We start from the raw sequence: 14,769 nt of genomic DNA, 5'->3' as shown, positions 1-14,769 counted from the left end.
CCTGGTAGATGGGTTTTCGACCAAGAGAACCGTCTCCACCAGAGGCTTCGCATGCTTGTCTACTCGTCCGGCGTCGACGTGTCCAGCTCTGCCCTCCGCTTCCTCGCCGCCCGCCTGAGGGAACGTCGGCGCACTCTTGGCACCCGATGGCGGCGCCTGAGTGCGGGCCGGCAGGCCCTGCTCACGCTCGCCCACCTGCGCAACGGCCAGCCCTATGCCCAGCTCGCGGCCGGTTTCGGGGTCGGCACCACAACCGTCTACCGGTACGTCAACGAGGCCGTCGAGCTCCTGGCCGCCCTCGCCCCCACGCTCGCCGAAGCAGTACGGGCCGCGTCGATGAAGGCGTTTGTGATCCTGGACGGGACGCTTCTGCCGATCGACCGGATCGCCGCCGACCGTCCCTTCTACTCGGGCAAACACAAGAAGCACGGCATGAATGTGCAGGTCATAGCGGACCCGAAGGGTCGTCTCCTGTGGGCTTCACCGGCCCTGGCCGGTGCCGTCCATGACGTTCGGGCCGCCCGCGAGCACGGCATCATCGACGCCCTCGCCGAGGCCGGCATCAACTGCTGGGCGGACAAGGGGTACCAGGGTGCAGGCGGCACGGTCCGTCTCCCTTACCGCGGCCAGTGGGACAGCCTTTCCGCTGGTCAGCAGGCCGTCAATCGGTCCCATGCGAAGGTCCGGGCACTGGTCGAGCAAGCCATCGCTACCCTCAAGTCCTGGCGGCTCCTCCGTAAGCTCCGCTGCTCGACGACCCGGATCACGAGCCTCGTCCAGGCCGTCCTCACCCTCCATCTGGCCAGCTCAGACTGAGGATGGAAAAGGCTCACTGACAATCCACGCTGGTCCTGGCGAGGGGCCGCCCCCATGGCATGTCTGATGGGCCAGGGATCCAGGGGGCGACATGGAACCGATGCGGCGATGCAGTCCGGTGCCGACAGAGGCGCGCTGAACAGCGGGTCAGCTGGTTCCTGCCGCCTCCGCCGTGAGGCGGGCCCGCTTCTCGGCGCGCGGTTCGGCTTTCCAGCCGGGCAGGAACGCCGACAGAACTGGGTCGCTTTCGATCTTCTGCTGGGTAGACCGCATGCCTTCGTCGATCAGCGCGTCCCACTTCTCCGTAGCGAACTCGACGCGGCAGGGCAAGTCCTTGATGATCTTCTCGTCCAGGGTCAGGTAGTTCGACGCACGCCCCCTGGCACCACGGGCCGTAGGCACGTACGCGTCGGCCCCGGCCTGGTCGGGAAGCAGGGAGATGAGGACCGCGTCTCCGTCCTCGGCGATCCTTCGGGCCGCCTTGTTGGCTGCCGAGATCTCTGCCTTGGAGGGATCCCTTTCCAGCATCTCGATCAGGGTGCTGCGGATGCTCACCGTCTTCCGGCTGGCCAGCGCAGTCTGCAGGGCCTGGCGGAAGGTCTGCATCATCGATGTCATAGCGGCGATTGTTGCGAATGGCTGTCCCGAGGCCGCGCGCTTGAGGGCGGCGCTCGGTGTGTTTTCCCCCGTACGGCAGATACACACGGGGCATGGCCCCAGCGTGCTCACCCCTCACAATTAGGTTCGCTGTCACAAAAGCAGAAACGGCTGGGTTCGCTGTCAGACGCGTCGATTGAATGGCACTGTAGGATTTCTCGGCCAGTTGCAGAGGCCATCGCGGTGACCCGATCCGGCGATCGATCAGTCTCGGTCACGCACGGCACCACCTATCCGTGTCATGCCCAAACCTTGTGCTCATCAGTGAAGTACGGCCATGGCTGCCAGCCTGCAACGCCTCTCTGAAGGAGACGATCTATTCCTCGTGCCCACGTGCCAAGGTCGGTGAGTTCCAGCAGTAGACGCTCGATTTCCGCACGGGCCATCACAACGCGGCGGCCATGTCCGTAGATCGCCACGACGGGCTGGAGGGGCGCCATGTCGGCTCCTTCGGCCAGGACCCACTCGGCATTCAGGCCGGCTTTATACAGCTCCTCGATGAAGTTGTCGGAAGACATCGTCACCGTGAACACCAGAACGTCGGCGATCAGGCCGGCGCACTCCGCGGGCTGCAAGGGATAGATGCCCCATGGCGGGGCCAACGTGTTGCGGGCGGTGTTATCACCGCTGCCGAAGGCGATTTGCTGTCCGGTCAGCCGGGTGCGGCGCAGCAATGCCGCGTACGCGGTGTGGAACTGCCGCGTGGCTTCCTGTAGGCCCCAACGGTTGCCGGCCGCCGGGATGTCGAGCGCGAGCAGTGCGCGTTGCCCAGGCACGCGCATCGTCTTCAGTCCCTCTCGGTGGGCATAGGTGAAAGCGTCGCGGAGTGCCGACAGGTGGCTGGCGTACGGTATGCCGGTATCGATGAGACGGGCTTTGTCGGGGCCCGGCAGCGGCCCGTTCACGTCCAGTGCCTCGGCCGCCATGCGGGTCCGCGTGAGCTGGGCGCCCTCCCGCCGTTTCGGGTTTGTCTTGAGCTCATGCAGGTAGATGGCCTGCAGGTTGTTCTCGTCGGGGGTGTCGAAGACCGTCGCGTCGCCGATACGCAGACAGTTCGTCAGGTCATGCAACATCGCGAAGCGCCGGTGCTCGCTCCACTGCTCCTGCATGAACTGAACCTCGTGGACGGTGCCTTCCTTAGCGAGGGTCATCGGACCGGGCGCTTCGTTCCGTCGCAGGGTGAGGATGTAGCGGCGGTCGTAGCCAAAGGCCCGCCACGCCATGGCATCCCCTACGGACCGCAGTTGTCGGCCTATGCGCTCAAGGACATCCGACTCCAGCCGCCAGTCGTCCACGTCGTAGCGGTTACCCGCTACCAGTTCGGGCGCGTCTGCGGGGAGTTTCTCTCTTTTCTTGAGCCGCTTGATCACTCGACTCCGCGCGGCACGGGCATGGCTCGCTTCGAGCGTGGCCTTCAGAAGGTCATGCTGAAAGGCCACGAAGTCCTCAGGACCGTGACACTCCCGCAGATCGCGTATGAACCCGATCAGCCGCTCGGCGTTCTCCCGGTGGAAGGGATGCTTGATCAGCGCATCCAGCCGGTCAGGCGGCATATCGGTCAACTTTGCAGGCACCGGACTATTATCCCGGTTAAGGTCCTTATCCCACCAGCGGTTTTGGTCGACTCTGCCCACCCGAATCAAGGTGCTTGCCCAGCCGTCTTCGAGCCGGTCCCCGCGAGTCCGAACCCCTACGACTATGGCCAATCGGACAGGTCCAAGTGCCGACCCGGGTGGAGGCCACTCTCCGCCAAGTGCAGCCGTCGGATGAGCTCTTCTACCGCGCGCCTGAGTGATTCTTTGTCTTGCGCGGACAGTGTCTGTGAGGCCGCGGAAACCTTCCGCTCGTCGCTTCTTGCACCCGACTGACTGACCTTGTTGAAGTAGCTCGAGGACACGTTGAGTCGCTCGGGTGCAGTCTGATCCCCATCGGTCGCCCACTTCTTCAGGTGGGTTGAGAGCCAGTACGCGGCGTCAGCAATTGGTCGGGTCCCGTTCCGGAGGGGGCGCAGGCACATCGTCCGCGCCGCCTTGGTTACTTCTGTGTCCCGCCACGACCAGTCCGGCTGCGGAGGGGCATCGCGCTGAATGACGACGGTCGCGTCGAACGCCTCGGCCGACGCAGTCGCAAAGTCCGCGCTGGCGACTGTTCCCTTCGTGTCAGTGGCACCCGGCTCCACGTCTGCGCCGAGATAGTAGAGCATCACGACAAGGCGCTGATCGACTTCAAGTTCGGCCGACCATGTGTCCAGTAGCGGCATGACGGCCGAGCGGGCCTTGTCCTCGGTCATCGGCGCGGCCGGTGCGGCGGCGAGCTTCGTTTCGGTGAGTGTCAGCTTCCAGCCTTCCACTTCGTATGAGGCGGGGAAGGCCCCTTCGAGCCAGGTCACAGGGTGTTGATCAACCCATTCGACCGCAAAGCGCAGTGTGCGAACCTGTCCGCTTTCCACGGCGTCAGTATCTCGCTGCCGCAGTGGCTGTTCCACTGGGCCTGGGCCATCCGCTCTCTCCTGGCATATACGGCACGTCTCAGCAGCAAGTGGACTGGGTTGACCATCCAGTCTCAGATCCGTGGCCGATCGGCTACCGCTTGGCCATCCGCTGTGAGTTTCGACCACTAAATTTGGGCCCCTCCAGGCACGGGGAGAGCAAGTTCGCCGGGGGCAGACAGGAAAGATCCCGCAAGCGCTGGTGTGCTGCTGCAAACCATGCCAACGTACAACGCCCCGACGAAATCCTTCCCCCCGATCCCACGGAGGCGCCCCTGCACCCGCACCACCCCAGCGAACCCTCCCATCCCGACTCGCCAGACCCCGTGTACTGGGTCACCCCGCGCCATCTGGCGGGTGACGACGGGGCCCTCGCCGAACGGATCGGCGACATCCTGGCTGGCCTCGGCTGGCGCATGTGGCCTACCTCCCGCCACACCCTGCTGTACGTCAGCCCAGATGAGCTGCGCGGTGCCGAATGGACCCTCGCGGCCTACCCGTTCGAACTGGGCAGCCTCCCGGTTGCCTGGCAGCTGAGCGCCCGCCCGGATGCCACCTCCGTGGTGCCTGCGTGGAACGCGTACTTCACGGCCGGCGTCCCGTACGAAGCGCTCGCCGATCTCCTCGTGGCGATCGACACCCGCGAGGCGCCCGACGTCGGCTCCGAGGCGCCGGGAACGGTCCTCAACGCACTGAGTGCCCAAGGCTGGATCCGCGACGTGGACCGCCCCCGCACCACCGCCACGGACCCCGGATTCTCCTGCAGCGTCTCGTTGGAGATGCTGCCGCCACTCATCCAGGACGCCGACCCGCGCCCTGACCTGGTGGGCTGGCAGGCATGGGCGGAACCCGTCGTCAGCGCCCCCTATTTGTGGTGTGCCAGCTTCAGCACCAGCGTCCCCCATGAGCTGGTGGCGGCATTCGCCTCCTCGCTCGCCTCACCGGTCCCGGTGCCCCGCCGAACCGTCCCTGCGAGCGCCGAAGGGCGGCTCACCGTCCTCCGCCGCAACTGACGGCTGCCGCCCAGAGGAGCCGCTGTCGTAAACGGCTCGTCGCCGATCTCCCGAGTGGCAACAAGTCAGACGAGGCGCGTCACCGCGCCCGCCAGATGACAGAGAAGGAGTGTGCCTTGTTCTTGTTCCGACGCGCTCGCGAGGACCGCACGTTCCGTGAAGCCCAGCGTGCGGGCCACGCGCTGCTCCTGCGGCTGCAGGCCACGCAGCCGTGGCCCAACTTCCCCGAGCCGACCTCACAAGCCCCCACCGCAGAAGAAGGGGTTGTGCCCGACTTCCTGCCGCCGGAGCTGCGGGTACCGTCGCGCCAGGACGTGGCCGGGGTGATGATGCGCTGGCTGCAGCCGCTCGTCGTCGACGGCGAGGTCCGTACGTGCCCCGAGTGCGGCGCGTACCGGGACTGGATCGTCTTCTGCATGCGGGACGACTCGATATGGCTGCGCTGCCGGGCGGGCCACGAGACGAAGGAGCCCGGCCTGGATGCGGTCTGGTTCAACCGCCACTCCGGTCCCGTCGACCAGTTCCACCCCACTCTCGAAGAGGGCCTGCGCCACCTCGGCCATTGACCTCCCGAAACCCCCACTCCCCTTCGCACCGCCGGCGCCCGGAGGGCCGGCCTGGTCAGACCGTCCGCTACGCAGGCCGCAACAGGCCAAAAAGGGTTTCCGATGCGCCTTCACGCCACGACCGTCCTCAGCCTCAGCGCCCTCGCTATCTTGGCCCTGGCGGGCTGTTCCGATGGCAGCGCCGCCGCCTCCGGTCCGATGTCCTCCCCGACCGTCCCGGTGCACCCGGACGGCGAGAGTGCCCCGGCGCTCGCCTCGCTGTCCTCGACCGCGCTGGCCAAACTCCTCTTGGACGAGAGCGACCTCGGCGGGGGCTACACCCGCACGCCACAGCGCCCCGCGGCGCACGACGATGTGGCTGTGGTGGGCTGCCCGGCCATGGAGAAACTCGGCGGCGACACCGCGACCGGCACAAGCCTCGCCTTCCCCCGCAAGGCGAAGGCGTCCTTCACCTATGCCGGCGGCAGCAACTCCGAGCTGGCCGAGGAGCTGTACAGCGACACCGCGGCGAAGCTGTCCAAGGGCATTGGGGAGATCTTCGATGCGATGGTCTCCTGCCCCACGTACCAGGTGGTGTCGGGCAACACCGTCGTCACGGTGGGCACGCAGGTGACGCCCGCCCCCGACCTGGGCAACGAGCAGTGGAGCCAGCTGCTCACCTACTCGACCGGTGGGCAGCGCAGCGTCGTCAAGCAGACGGCGATCCGAATCGGCAACGTCCTTGTGCTCGTCTCGGGCGCGCCAGGACTTGTGGACGCCAACCTGGAGAAGGCGCTCGACAAGGCGCAGGCAGCCTTGTGACCTCCCTGTCGGCGTCGTTCGGCGCCGGCGCGCATGACTTTGTCGCCGTGTTCGGCGACTCCCCCAGTTCCAGTGCACCGGTGCTGCGCCGGGTGCTGTCGGAGGGCACATTCGACCAACTCCTGGACGCTCCAGCAGTTCCAGGGCCTCCCACGCGGTGAAGCCGGGCCTCCCAGTTGGGGGAGCCCGGCTTCGTGCTGCGGTGCCTTGTTCTGGCGTCTCCCAGCGCGTCACCGCACGCAGCTGAGATCGAGATCAGCGCCGTCGTGCTTGTGACGGCTGCGGGGCCGGGGCGGCTGCTGCCGTGTGCTCTGGAGCGTCGGGGCGCCGTGCTGCGCTGTCGGCCCAGGCTGGGCTGTGGGCTTGTGCTGAACGGGCTTGTGCGCTGAGTGCCGGCCTTTCACTGAGGCGTTGGATGCGCCAGGCCAGAACTCGTGCGGGGCGCCGGGCGTCGTTCAGGGCACGCTCGTTTGCGACCTGCTGGAGGAGCCGTTCCGGGTCGTGCCCGGCTGCTTCTGCCTCGGCGAGGGCGGCGGTGAGAGCCGCGAAAGCGGGGTCTTCGATGATCTGCTCCGCGTGCTCGGGCACGGCCTGGCGTAGGCGGCGGATCTGCCGTTCCACGGCCTGCTGGGGTGGCTGGCGCTGCGCGAGGGCGGCCAGGGGTGCGGCGGCTGCTTGGTCGTAGGCGGCCTGGAGGTGGAGCAGGGTCTGGTGGGCGGCGGCGACCTGCTGGTCGTGGTGGCGGAGCTGGTGCCAGCGGGCAGCGGCAACGACCACGAGGATCGCCGCGTCCAGGAACATCGCCAGGACGGCGCCGTCCTTGGGGGCGGGCTCGCGGAGCATGGCGCGTACGGCGCCGCGCAGCGCGCGGGCGTGGTGGTGTTCGGCCCGGATGCGGGAGCGGGTGGCACGCTCGAACGCGGTCGCCGCCTCTCGGAGTTGGGGGCGCAGGGTCTGAGGTGCGAGGAGGGGGAGGGCGTCGAGGGCCTCGCCGAAGGCGGCGACGTGGGCCTGGGAGGCTTCGTCGTCCGTCTGGTCGAGGTGGTGTGGGATGCGTTCGGCGGCGTCGGTGGCCTGGTGCCAGGGGCTGGGCCTGCGCCGGCCTGGCTTCTCAGCGGACTGTGGGTCGATGCTCTCCAGGCGCTTTTGGATCTTGGGGAAGGAGAGGTCCGGGGCGAGTTCGGAGCCGGAGAACCAGACGGGCTCGTTGTCGGCGGTGGTGGTGTCTTCGCTGGCGACCTTGTAGCCGCGCACGTCACCCGAGGGGAAGTGGACGACCTCGACGAGCACGCCGTCGAGGTGGTTGAGCAGGTGGACGAACTCCTCCACGCTGGTGGCGGCGGCTACGGCGGTGCGCACGGTGGCGCGCAGCCGTTCGCGGGCGGGCTTCTCCTGGCCGGCGCGGCGGGCCTTCTCCTGCTCGGCACGGGTGGTCCGCTTCGCAGCGGTGCGGTCTCCGCGGACCACTTGGAACAGGCCGTATTCCTTCTCGATGGCGGCGAGTTCACGGTCGGCGGTGAGGTAGTCGTTCCAGTGGCGGGCGGTGCGCAGATCCGCCCGGACCTTGGTGGCGGCGATGTGGATGTGGTCGGGGGCATGGCGGACGGCGGCCCAGCGGCATCCGTCCGAATCGCCTTCCGGTGCTATGCCAGTGGCCGCCACAACGCGGCGGGCGATGTCGGCCCACTCCTCGTCGCTGAGGACGCGGTCACTCTCGGCGGCGCGGATCGAGCAGTGCCACACGTGCTTCTCGGGAGCGCGGCCCAGCCTCCGAGCCTGCTTGACGTGCAGGTCCAGGTCGGCCACGAGGAGCTTCCTGGTGGCGTCGAAGTCGTCGGCGCGGCCGGGGTCGGGGGCGAAGCCGTCCCAGGAGGCGACCAGATGGGGGTCGATGTGGTCCTTGGCCTTCTTCGTGTCGAACAGGTACCGGATCAATCCGGCGGTTTCCTTGCCGCTGCGGATCTTCGCGATCACCGGGCCGCCTTCTTGGCGACGGCCTGGTTCGCGGCTGTGGCGATGTGGCGGACGGTGGCGCCGACCGCGGTCAGGGTGCGTTCGCCCTGGGCCAGGACGGCGGTATCCCCAGGCTGTGGACGGCCGCCGGAGTTCAGCTTCTTGGCGATCTGGTTGATGTTGTGGCCGATCTTGGCGACCTCGCCACGCAGGGCGGTCAGTTCGTCGATGTAGTCGTCGAGCGGGGTGCGCTGGCCGGGCAGGGCGAGGTCGCCCTGGACGTGGGCCATGACGACGGCGCCGACGTAGTGGGCGCCGGCGATGTTCAGCGACCGCGCCATGGCGAGGATCTCGGTTTTCTCGTCGACGCTGTAGCGGGCATCGACACGCTGCTTACGCTGGCCGTTCGGGTCGGGCTTGCGACGTCGGGCGACACGGTGCAGCGCGGCAGCTTCGGCGGCGCGCGGCAGCTGGGCGGCGACGGTGTCGGCGATCTGTTCCTCCTCGGGTGCCCCCTGGCGCCCGAGGTCCTCCGCCACCCCCGGGGCGGAGACTTCCCCGTTGCGGCCGTCCTTGGACGGTCCAGCGGGATACCTTGCTGGCGTTGTGGCTGGGGTGGTGGTCATCTCCTGCTGGTGCGATGTGGGTTCGTGGTGCTGGTTGCGCATGAGGTGGTTCTCCATAAGGTGTTGATGGTCAGTCAGTGACCGGTCGACCTCGTCCCATACCTGTCAGGGCAAGGACGGATGGAGCGGCGGTGTCGGGTTGACTCGTTGCTGCGGTCGCTCGTCCCCGCGGACCTGCGCGGGGACGAGCGATGCGAGTTGCGCCGGAGCGATGGGAGCGCGGGGCTCAGGGAGCGCCAGCGGGGGTCATGCCGAGGTCGTCCCGCCGCTGAGAGGTGGCCTCATCGAGTTCGGCTTGCAGGACGTCCTTGAGCTTTTCCGCGTCGGCCCTGCCGATCGGGAGGCCCTTGCCGCGGATCGTCGCTTCGATGTGGCGGCGCGAGGCACGGTCTCCGCGTCCCAGTGGCGCGGTACGGGCGATCGCAAGGTAGTCGTCGGACACAGCGCTGGGCTTCTGGTCTTCCGGTTCGGCGGAAGACTGCGGGGTTTCCGTCATAGTGGCGGCGCCCTGCGCCACCTCGGCAGCACCCCGAGCCACGTCGGCCTGACCGTCCGCCACGTCGAGACCGGCTGGCTGCGGGAGACCGTTGTGGCGTTCGGTGGCGTCGGGTGGGTCGGCGACGAGCTGGTGGATCTGCCGCATCAGGACGCCGAAGGCCAGCAGCGCGGCTGTCGGGGGAACCGCGGCGACCACGTAGTCGAGGAGCGGCACGGCGCTGGTGTTGCCCGTGCCGTTGACCCCGGCCACGTTGAGGGCGATGGAACCGATCGATCCGGTGGCGGTGAGGACGATGGCCCAGCCGTCGGCGACGCGGCGCAGACCCGCGCGGAGCATGAGGAGTTCACCCGCGACGATGAAGGCGTCCAGGGTCGCGGGCCAGGCCCACTGGCGGACTGGGGAGTTCTTGAGGCCGTGCTGTCCGGCGACCTCTGCGAGGTGCGCGTACGACAGCCAGAATCCGCCGGCGGTGAGCGCCACGATGACAACGCCCGCCGCGACGAGCGCGTACCGCTCAGCAGCCTGCTTGCTCGTCATCGGCCGTCCTACGCCGGGGCGATGGTCCCGGTGGGTGGGTGTGGAGAGGGTGGTCAAGCGGGGTTCTCCTGGGGTGGTGGCGTGGTCCGTCTTTGCCGTCCCGGCCGTTGCAAGCGCAGGTCAGGGCCGGTACGGCAGGGGGGCCGGTGTTCCGTCTTGGCGGCGCTGGCGCGTCCTGTGGGCACGCACGGGCGGCGGGTGCTGCGGTTCGGTGGCCGTGGATGGATCGCATCCGTCTTGCCGTCCCGGCCGCATGTGCTGTGACCTGCGGTGATACGGCGGGGACGTCCGGGACGGCACAAGACGGATGTGGGCGGCGTCCCGGCGGGCAGCAACCTCGGTCATGATCGTGTTGCCGTCCTGGCCCCGGTTGCCGTCTTGCCTGCATGCCGTTTGACCTGCGGGATTACGGCAGGGACGGCAAGGACGGCAACCGGGGACCGGGGGGTCTCAGCCCTCGCTGCGCGCGGGGCCTGTGCCGACCGGGTGGACGGTCGGGCAGTAGCGCCGCCATGCGTCGAGGAACTTGTTGCGCGTGTAGCCCTTGCGCTGGGTTCCGTCGGCGAGGCGGACGTTGCCGGGCCTGATGTCGAAGGCGCGCAGCAGCGAGCCGAGCTCACGCGGGTCCAGCCCCTTGCGACCCCACTCCGCCCACGGGCCTTCCAGGTCCTGGCGCAGGTGGTGCAGGAGTTCGTCCGTGGAGAGGCTGTCGACCTCCCGCTGGGCTACGAAGACCCGGCGGATGTCGGCCAGGATCCGCGCTGAGCTGGGGTGGTCCTCCTCGGCCTCCGCTTCGGCCGTCACCATCTGCGCGCACGCCGCGCGGGCGAGGCGTGGCCAGGGCCCGGCGGCCAGGTCGGCGACGATCACCAGGGGTTCCCAGGTATCGGCGGCTCGGTCCTCCACCGGCATTACCGGTTCCATGTCGGCGGCCTCGTCCAGCAGCGGCCGGGCCCAGGCGGCGAGGCGGTCGCGCAGGTCGTGCAGGGCCGGGGTGTCGCGGCGGGAGCGGAAGGGCTTGACGCTCTCGCCCTCGGCCCGGCGGCGCATACGAATCACCACCGACCGGTCCATGATCGTGTCGGGCAGGTCGCCGATGCCCGCGAGCGCGGCCATGGCGAAGGTGGCGAACCGGTGCGGGGTGTGGTCGTTGCCTACGACGCGGGTGACGTACCGGTTGCGCTGGTGGCCGGCGTTGAGCAGACCACGCATCTCCTCATTCTTCTCCGCCTGCTTCGGCGTGCCGAAGATTGTGTCCGCCTCGTCCACCAGCAGGGTGGGCGGCTCGTCGGTGATGGACCGGAAGATGGCCGCGGGCGTGGTGTTGATGGTGAGCATCGGCTCGTGGACCGTCTCGGTCAGCACGTCCAGGAGCCGTGACTTGCCGCACCGCTTCGCCGGCCCGACCACCGCCAGGCGCGGTGCGTGCTGCCACGCGGGCTGCAGGTGCGTCGCCGCCACCCACAGCGTGACGGCGTGTAGCGCCTGCTGGGAGGGCAGGATCACGAACTGGGCTATCTGGGAACGCAGTTCACTCAGCAGCTCGGAGCCGTACGTCGGCTCGGGCTCCGGCACCGCCTCCTCGGCGGGCTGATCCACCGGAACCGTATCCGGTGCCCCGCCATCGGCCGCCGGGGCGGCTTCGGGCGCGTGGCCGGGCCGGCCAGGCACGGCGACCGTCGGCCATACCGCTTTGCCGGGTGCGGAATAGGGCTCGGGTGTCGTAGGTTGCACAGGGCAGCTCCTTTTCCGGTGACGTCGGGCATGCAGGCCCGACTCACGCAGGTCGTTCGTTGGTATGCGGGCAGTGGAGTGTGCGGAGCCTCCGGCGTTGGCGCGCCGGGGGCTTTCTCGCTTCCCTGACCGGGGCGAGGGAACACGGACAGTACGTCCACGCCCCGACACAGTCCAGCGTTTCTGTGTCAGCTCAGCGCAGAAGCGTCTGCTATGGGCTCGGGCGGTCATGCGGCCAGGCCGAGCAGGCTCAACAGGTCGGCTGTCACGACGCGGTACGCCTTGCCCAGCCGCAGGACCTTGCAGGGGTACTGACCCCGCTTGGCCAACTCGTAGCCCTTGCTCCGCCCCAGACCCAGCGCCCGGTTACCGGTGTCCAGGTCAACGGCGGCAGGCAGGGCCAACAACTCCGCCCGCGTCATACCCTTGGGCCGCTCCGCGATCTCGTTTTCGCGCATACATGCTCCGTCCATGAGTGAGCCCTCGGCGAACGCGGCATCACGTCCGGCTCCAGGCGATCACTAACCATCATCGGGAAGCTAATGTGTCTCCATGACACAACGCGGTTTTGATCCTAGAGATGACGAGGACGACGTCCCCGAGTGGGTGGATCAGGTGATGGCCACGGTGGCCGCCGAGGTCCGCAGACGAAGGAAGGAGTTGCGCATGAGCGCCCAGGACCTGGCCGACCGCTGCGCGGAGATCGGCCATCCGATCCCGCGCAACGTGATCGCCAACATGGAATCCGGCCGCCGCGCCAACCTGCCCATGGTCGACGTCCTCGTCCTCGCCGAAGCCTTGCGGACCTACCCGATCTGCCTGCTCTACCCCGTCGGCTACGTCGACCGAGTCCAGCGCCTTCCCCTGCAGCACTCCGACCCGACATGGGACGCCATGCGCTGGTTCACCGGCGACATCGAGGACTTCGGCATGGAAGACGACATGCTCCGCTCCTTCCGCGCCCACATCCGCCACCAGCGCGCCGCCCTGGCCGCCCTGAAAGGCGAGAAGCACGAGCGCTGGAAGGCCGAGACAGCGCCCAACCAGGCCGAACGCGAGGAAGCGGTACTCGCCCAAGCCGACTACGCCGAAAGGGTGTTGGAAGCCAAGTACCGGCTCCGCAGCGCCCGCGCCTTCATCCGCGAAGACGGCGGCACACCACCGCACCTGCCACCAGAACTCGCCGACGTCGACCCACCCGTCGGCAACACCGATGAGGAGAATGATCTTTGAAGGGTTCCACCCACCGCCGCTGCTACTGCCGCGACGCCCAAACCGGGAAGCCGCTCGGCAAGCAGTGCCCGAAGCTCTCCAGCCGCAAGCACGGCTCGTACTCCATACGCCAGGAACTCCCGCCCCGCGAAGACGGCACCCGCCGCTCCTTCAGCCGCGCCGGCTACGACTCCCTCAAGGCCGCCCAGGCCGACCTCGACCACATACGCGCCCTGCTCGGCCTCGCCGACACCGACGACCCCGAGGGCATGGCGCTGATCGCCGCCATGCTGGAGGAGGTCGGCGACGAGAAGTCGCCACTGCCGGATGTCGAGGAGACCCGCCGGCGCCTGAAGTCCGGTCAGGACCTGATCGGTCGCCTGACCGTCGGCGAGTGGCTCGATCGGTGGCTCGACGGCAAGCGCATCCGCAAGTCGGGACTCAGCCGCTACGAGACCGATATCCGCTTCCACTTGAAGCCTCGGATCGGCCACCACCGCCTCGACCGCCTGCGCGTGAGCCATCTCAGCGACATGTTCACGGCCATATCCGACGGCAATGCCGAGATCCTGGAGCAGAACGCCCAGCGCCGGGCCGCGGTCGAGGAGTTGGCCACCGTGCCGTGGAAGGGCCTGGACAACCGCGCCCGCCGCAAGGTGATGAAGACGGCGATCGATGCCATGCCGCCGTTCCGGCGTGTGACCGGCCCGGCCACCCGGCTGCGTATCAAGGCCACGCTGCGGTCTGCGTTGAACGACGCGATCGGCCAGCAGATCCTCACCTTCAACCCGGCGGCCCACGTCGAGCTCGACCCCGTACGCAAGCCGAAGGCCCTGGTGTGGACGGACGCGCGGGTCGCCAGGTGGGAGCAGACGGGCGAGAAGCCCTCCCCCGTCATGGTCTGGACGCCCGAACAGACCGGCGCGTTCCTCGACTTCCTCGCGGAGGACCGGCTGTACGCGATGTGGCACCTGATCGCCTTCCGCGGCCTGCGGCGGGGCGAGGCATGCGCGCAGCCCTGGTCGGAGACCAACCTCGATGACCACTCCCTGACCGTCTCCGCCCAACTCGTCCAGGACGGGTGGGAGGTCGAGACCTCGGAGCCCAAGACGGACAGCGGCTTCCGCGTGGTCGCCCTCGACGACGACACCGTCAACGTCCTGAAGCGGCACCGCGAACAGCAGGACGCGGACCGCGAGGAGTGGGCAACGGCCTGGGTCGAGACCGGCATGGTCTTCACCCAGGAAGACGGCTCCTGGCTCCACCCCGGGAAGGTGACCGACCTCTTCGAGCGCCTCGTCGCCGCCTCCGGGCTACCGCCGATCCGGCTGCACGACCTCCGGCACGGGGCGGCCACGCTCATGCTCGCCGCCGGCATCGACGTGAAGATCGTGTCGGACACGCTCGGGCACAGCGACACCCGCATTACGCGGGACATATACCAGAGCGTCCTGCCGCAGGTCGGCAAGAACGCGGCCGAGGCCACCGCCAAGCTGGTCCCGCTTCAGCGGAAGACCGAGGCGGAGGAGGCCGCCCGTAAGGCCGCCAAGAAGGCGGCGGCCAAGGCGAAAGCCGAGGCCAGGGCCAAGAGGAAGGGCAAGCGGAAGAAGCCCAAGAAGTAGGGCATCGGACCGCTCCGCTCACGCATCGCTCACGCAAGCCATCTCGCGGCACCCCGACCGCCTGACGCGCCATGCCCCGAGCAGCAGAAAACCCCAGGTCAGCGACTATCTGTCCTGGGGTTTTGCGGAGCCGCCTTCGGGATTCGAACCCGAGACCTACGCATTACGAGTGCGTTGCTCTGGCCATCTGAGCTAAGGCGGCGCGCTGTCTGCACTATGGTGCGATCAGCAACGTCGGTAAGTCT

14 protein-coding genes and 1 tRNA gene are annotated in these 14,769 nt (G+C 68.3%); 6 read left to right on the top strand and 9 right to left on the bottom strand.

What is annotated here, in order from left to right:
- The first annotated feature begins 51 nt into the window (after positions 1 to 51).
- Positions 52 to 816, top strand: a complete 765-nt coding sequence (locus F9278_RS27395) for an IS5 family transposase (protein WP_152170679.1) — start codon at positions 52 to 54, stop codon at positions 814 to 816.
- A 147-nt stretch (positions 817 to 963) separates the two neighbouring features.
- On the opposite strand, the gene F9278_RS27390 is transcribed toward F9278_RS27395, so the two are convergent.
- From F9278_RS27390 to F9278_RS27380, 3 genes are all read right to left on the bottom strand, one after another.
- Positions 964 to 1,434 (bottom strand): hypothetical protein, encoded by a 471-nt coding sequence (locus tag F9278_RS27390; RefSeq protein ID WP_193241659.1) that lies wholly within the window; start codon positions 1,432 to 1,434, stop codon positions 964 to 966.
- Positions 1,435 to 1,712: 278 nt separating this feature from the next.
- Positions 1,713 to 3,047, bottom strand: a complete 1,335-nt coding sequence (locus tag F9278_RS27385) for a hypothetical protein (RefSeq protein ID WP_152170677.1) — start codon at positions 3,045 to 3,047, stop codon at positions 1,713 to 1,715.
- 122 nt (positions 3,048 to 3,169) lie between these two features.
- A complete protein-coding gene (locus F9278_RS27380; RefSeq protein ID WP_152170676.1) occupies positions 3,170 to 3,922 on the bottom strand; it encodes a hypothetical protein in 753 nt (250 codons plus the stop codon).
- Positions 3,923 to 4,287: 365 nt separating this feature from the next.
- Here F9278_RS27380 and F9278_RS27375 point away from each other — a divergent pair, with 365 nt between their 5' ends.
- The 3 genes from F9278_RS27375 to F9278_RS27365 all read left to right on the top strand — a co-directional run bounded on the left by F9278_RS27375 (position 4,288) and on the right by F9278_RS27365 (position 6,341).
- Positions 4,288 to 4,974 (top strand): DUF317 domain-containing protein, encoded by a 687-nt coding sequence (locus F9278_RS27375; RefSeq protein WP_152170675.1) that lies wholly within the window; start codon positions 4,288 to 4,290, stop codon positions 4,972 to 4,974.
- 122 nt (positions 4,975 to 5,096) lie between these two features.
- On the top strand, positions 5,097 to 5,540 hold the full coding sequence (locus tag F9278_RS27370; protein WP_226966973.1) for a hypothetical protein: 444 nt from the start codon (positions 5,097 to 5,099) through the stop codon (positions 5,538 to 5,540).
- A gap of 102 nt (positions 5,541 to 5,642) precedes the next feature.
- Entirely contained in the window at positions 5,643 to 6,341 is a 699-nt protein-coding gene (locus F9278_RS27365; protein ID WP_152170674.1) for a hypothetical protein, read from the top strand.
- A 255-nt stretch (positions 6,342 to 6,596) separates the two neighbouring features.
- Here F9278_RS27365 and F9278_RS27360 read toward each other — a convergent pair whose 3' ends face one another.
- The 5 genes from F9278_RS27360 to F9278_RS27340 all read right to left on the bottom strand — a co-directional run bounded on the left by F9278_RS27360 (position 6,597) and on the right by F9278_RS27340 (position 12,148).
- Positions 6,597 to 8,315, bottom strand: coding sequence for a relaxase/mobilization nuclease domain-containing protein (locus tag F9278_RS27360; protein ID WP_152170673.1), 1,719 nt, complete (start codon positions 8,313 to 8,315; stop codon positions 6,597 to 6,599).
- Positions 8,312 to 8,962 carry a plasmid mobilization relaxosome protein MobC gene (gene mobC, locus F9278_RS27355; protein ID WP_152174166.1) on the bottom strand — a complete coding sequence of 217 codons (651 nt, stop codon included), beginning with the start codon at positions 8,960 to 8,962 and terminating at the stop codon, positions 8,312 to 8,314. Before mobC ends, F9278_RS27360 begins: the two co-directional genes overlap by 4 nt.
- Positions 8,963 to 9,146: 184 nt before the next feature.
- Positions 9,147 to 9,956 (bottom strand): DUF2637 domain-containing protein, encoded by an 810-nt coding sequence (locus tag F9278_RS27350; protein ID WP_226966972.1) that lies wholly within the window; start codon positions 9,954 to 9,956, stop codon positions 9,147 to 9,149.
- 450 nt (positions 9,957 to 10,406) lie between these two features.
- Positions 10,407 to 11,690: a DUF3631 domain-containing protein gene (locus tag F9278_RS27345; protein ID WP_152170671.1), complete on the bottom strand. Its 1,284-nt coding sequence runs from the start codon at positions 11,688 to 11,690 to the stop codon at positions 10,407 to 10,409.
- Positions 11,691 to 11,917: 227 nt separating this feature from the next.
- Positions 11,918 to 12,148 carry a hypothetical protein gene (locus tag F9278_RS27340; RefSeq protein WP_152170670.1) on the bottom strand — a complete coding sequence of 77 codons (231 nt, stop codon included), beginning with the start codon at positions 12,146 to 12,148 and terminating at the stop codon, positions 11,918 to 11,920.
- Positions 12,149 to 12,242: 94 nt separating this feature from the next.
- Here F9278_RS27340 and F9278_RS27335 point away from each other — a divergent pair, with 94 nt between their 5' ends.
- Positions 12,243 to 12,923 carry a helix-turn-helix domain-containing protein gene (locus tag F9278_RS27335; RefSeq protein WP_152170669.1) on the top strand — a complete coding sequence of 227 codons (681 nt, stop codon included), beginning with the start codon at positions 12,243 to 12,245 and terminating at the stop codon, positions 12,921 to 12,923.
- A complete protein-coding gene (locus F9278_RS27330; protein WP_152170668.1) occupies positions 12,920 to 14,524 on the top strand; it encodes a tyrosine-type recombinase/integrase in 1,605 nt (534 codons plus the stop codon). The genes F9278_RS27335 and F9278_RS27330 overlap by 4 nt, the downstream gene beginning before the upstream one ends.
- Positions 14,525 to 14,652: 128 nt before the next feature.
- Here F9278_RS27330 and F9278_RS27325 read toward each other — a convergent pair.
- A tRNA-Thr gene (locus F9278_RS27325) sits at positions 14,653 to 14,726 on the bottom strand.
- Positions 14,727 to 14,769: the final 43 nt, after the last annotated feature.

This window comes from Streptomyces phaeolivaceus, assembly GCF_009184865.1.
In the GTDB taxonomy this organism is placed as follows: Bacteria; Actinomycetota; Actinomycetes; order Streptomycetales; family Streptomycetaceae; genus Streptomyces; species Streptomyces phaeolivaceus.
The sequence above is the reverse complement of the archived record's forward strand: the minus strand, read 5'-3'. Positions and strand labels throughout refer to the sequence as shown.

Excerpts from the sequence above, each read along its gene's own strand:
- F9278_RS27395 (WP_152170679.1), top strand. The coding sequence starts at position 52 with ATGCTTGTCTACTCGTCCGGCGTCGACGTGTCCAGCTCTGCCCTCCGC.
- F9278_RS27390 (WP_193241659.1), bottom strand. The coding sequence starts at position 1,434 with ATGACATCGATGATGCAGACCTTCCGCCAGGCCCTGCAGACTGCGCTG.
- F9278_RS27365 (WP_152170674.1), top strand. The coding sequence starts at position 5,643 with ATGCGCCTTCACGCCACGACCGTCCTCAGCCTCAGCGCCCTCGCTATC.
- mobC (WP_152174166.1), bottom strand. The coding sequence starts at position 8,962 with ATGCGCAACCAGCACCACGAACCCACATCGCACCAGCAGGAGATGACC.
- F9278_RS27350 (WP_226966972.1), bottom strand. The coding sequence starts at position 9,956 with ATGACGAGCAAGCAGGCTGCTGAGCGGTACGCGCTCGTCGCGGCGGGC.
- F9278_RS27340 (WP_152170670.1), bottom strand. The coding sequence starts at position 12,148 with ATGCGCGAAAACGAGATCGCGGAGCGGCCCAAGGGTATGACGCGGGCG.
- F9278_RS27335 (WP_152170669.1), top strand. The coding sequence starts at position 12,243 with ATGACACAACGCGGTTTTGATCCTAGAGATGACGAGGACGACGTCCCC.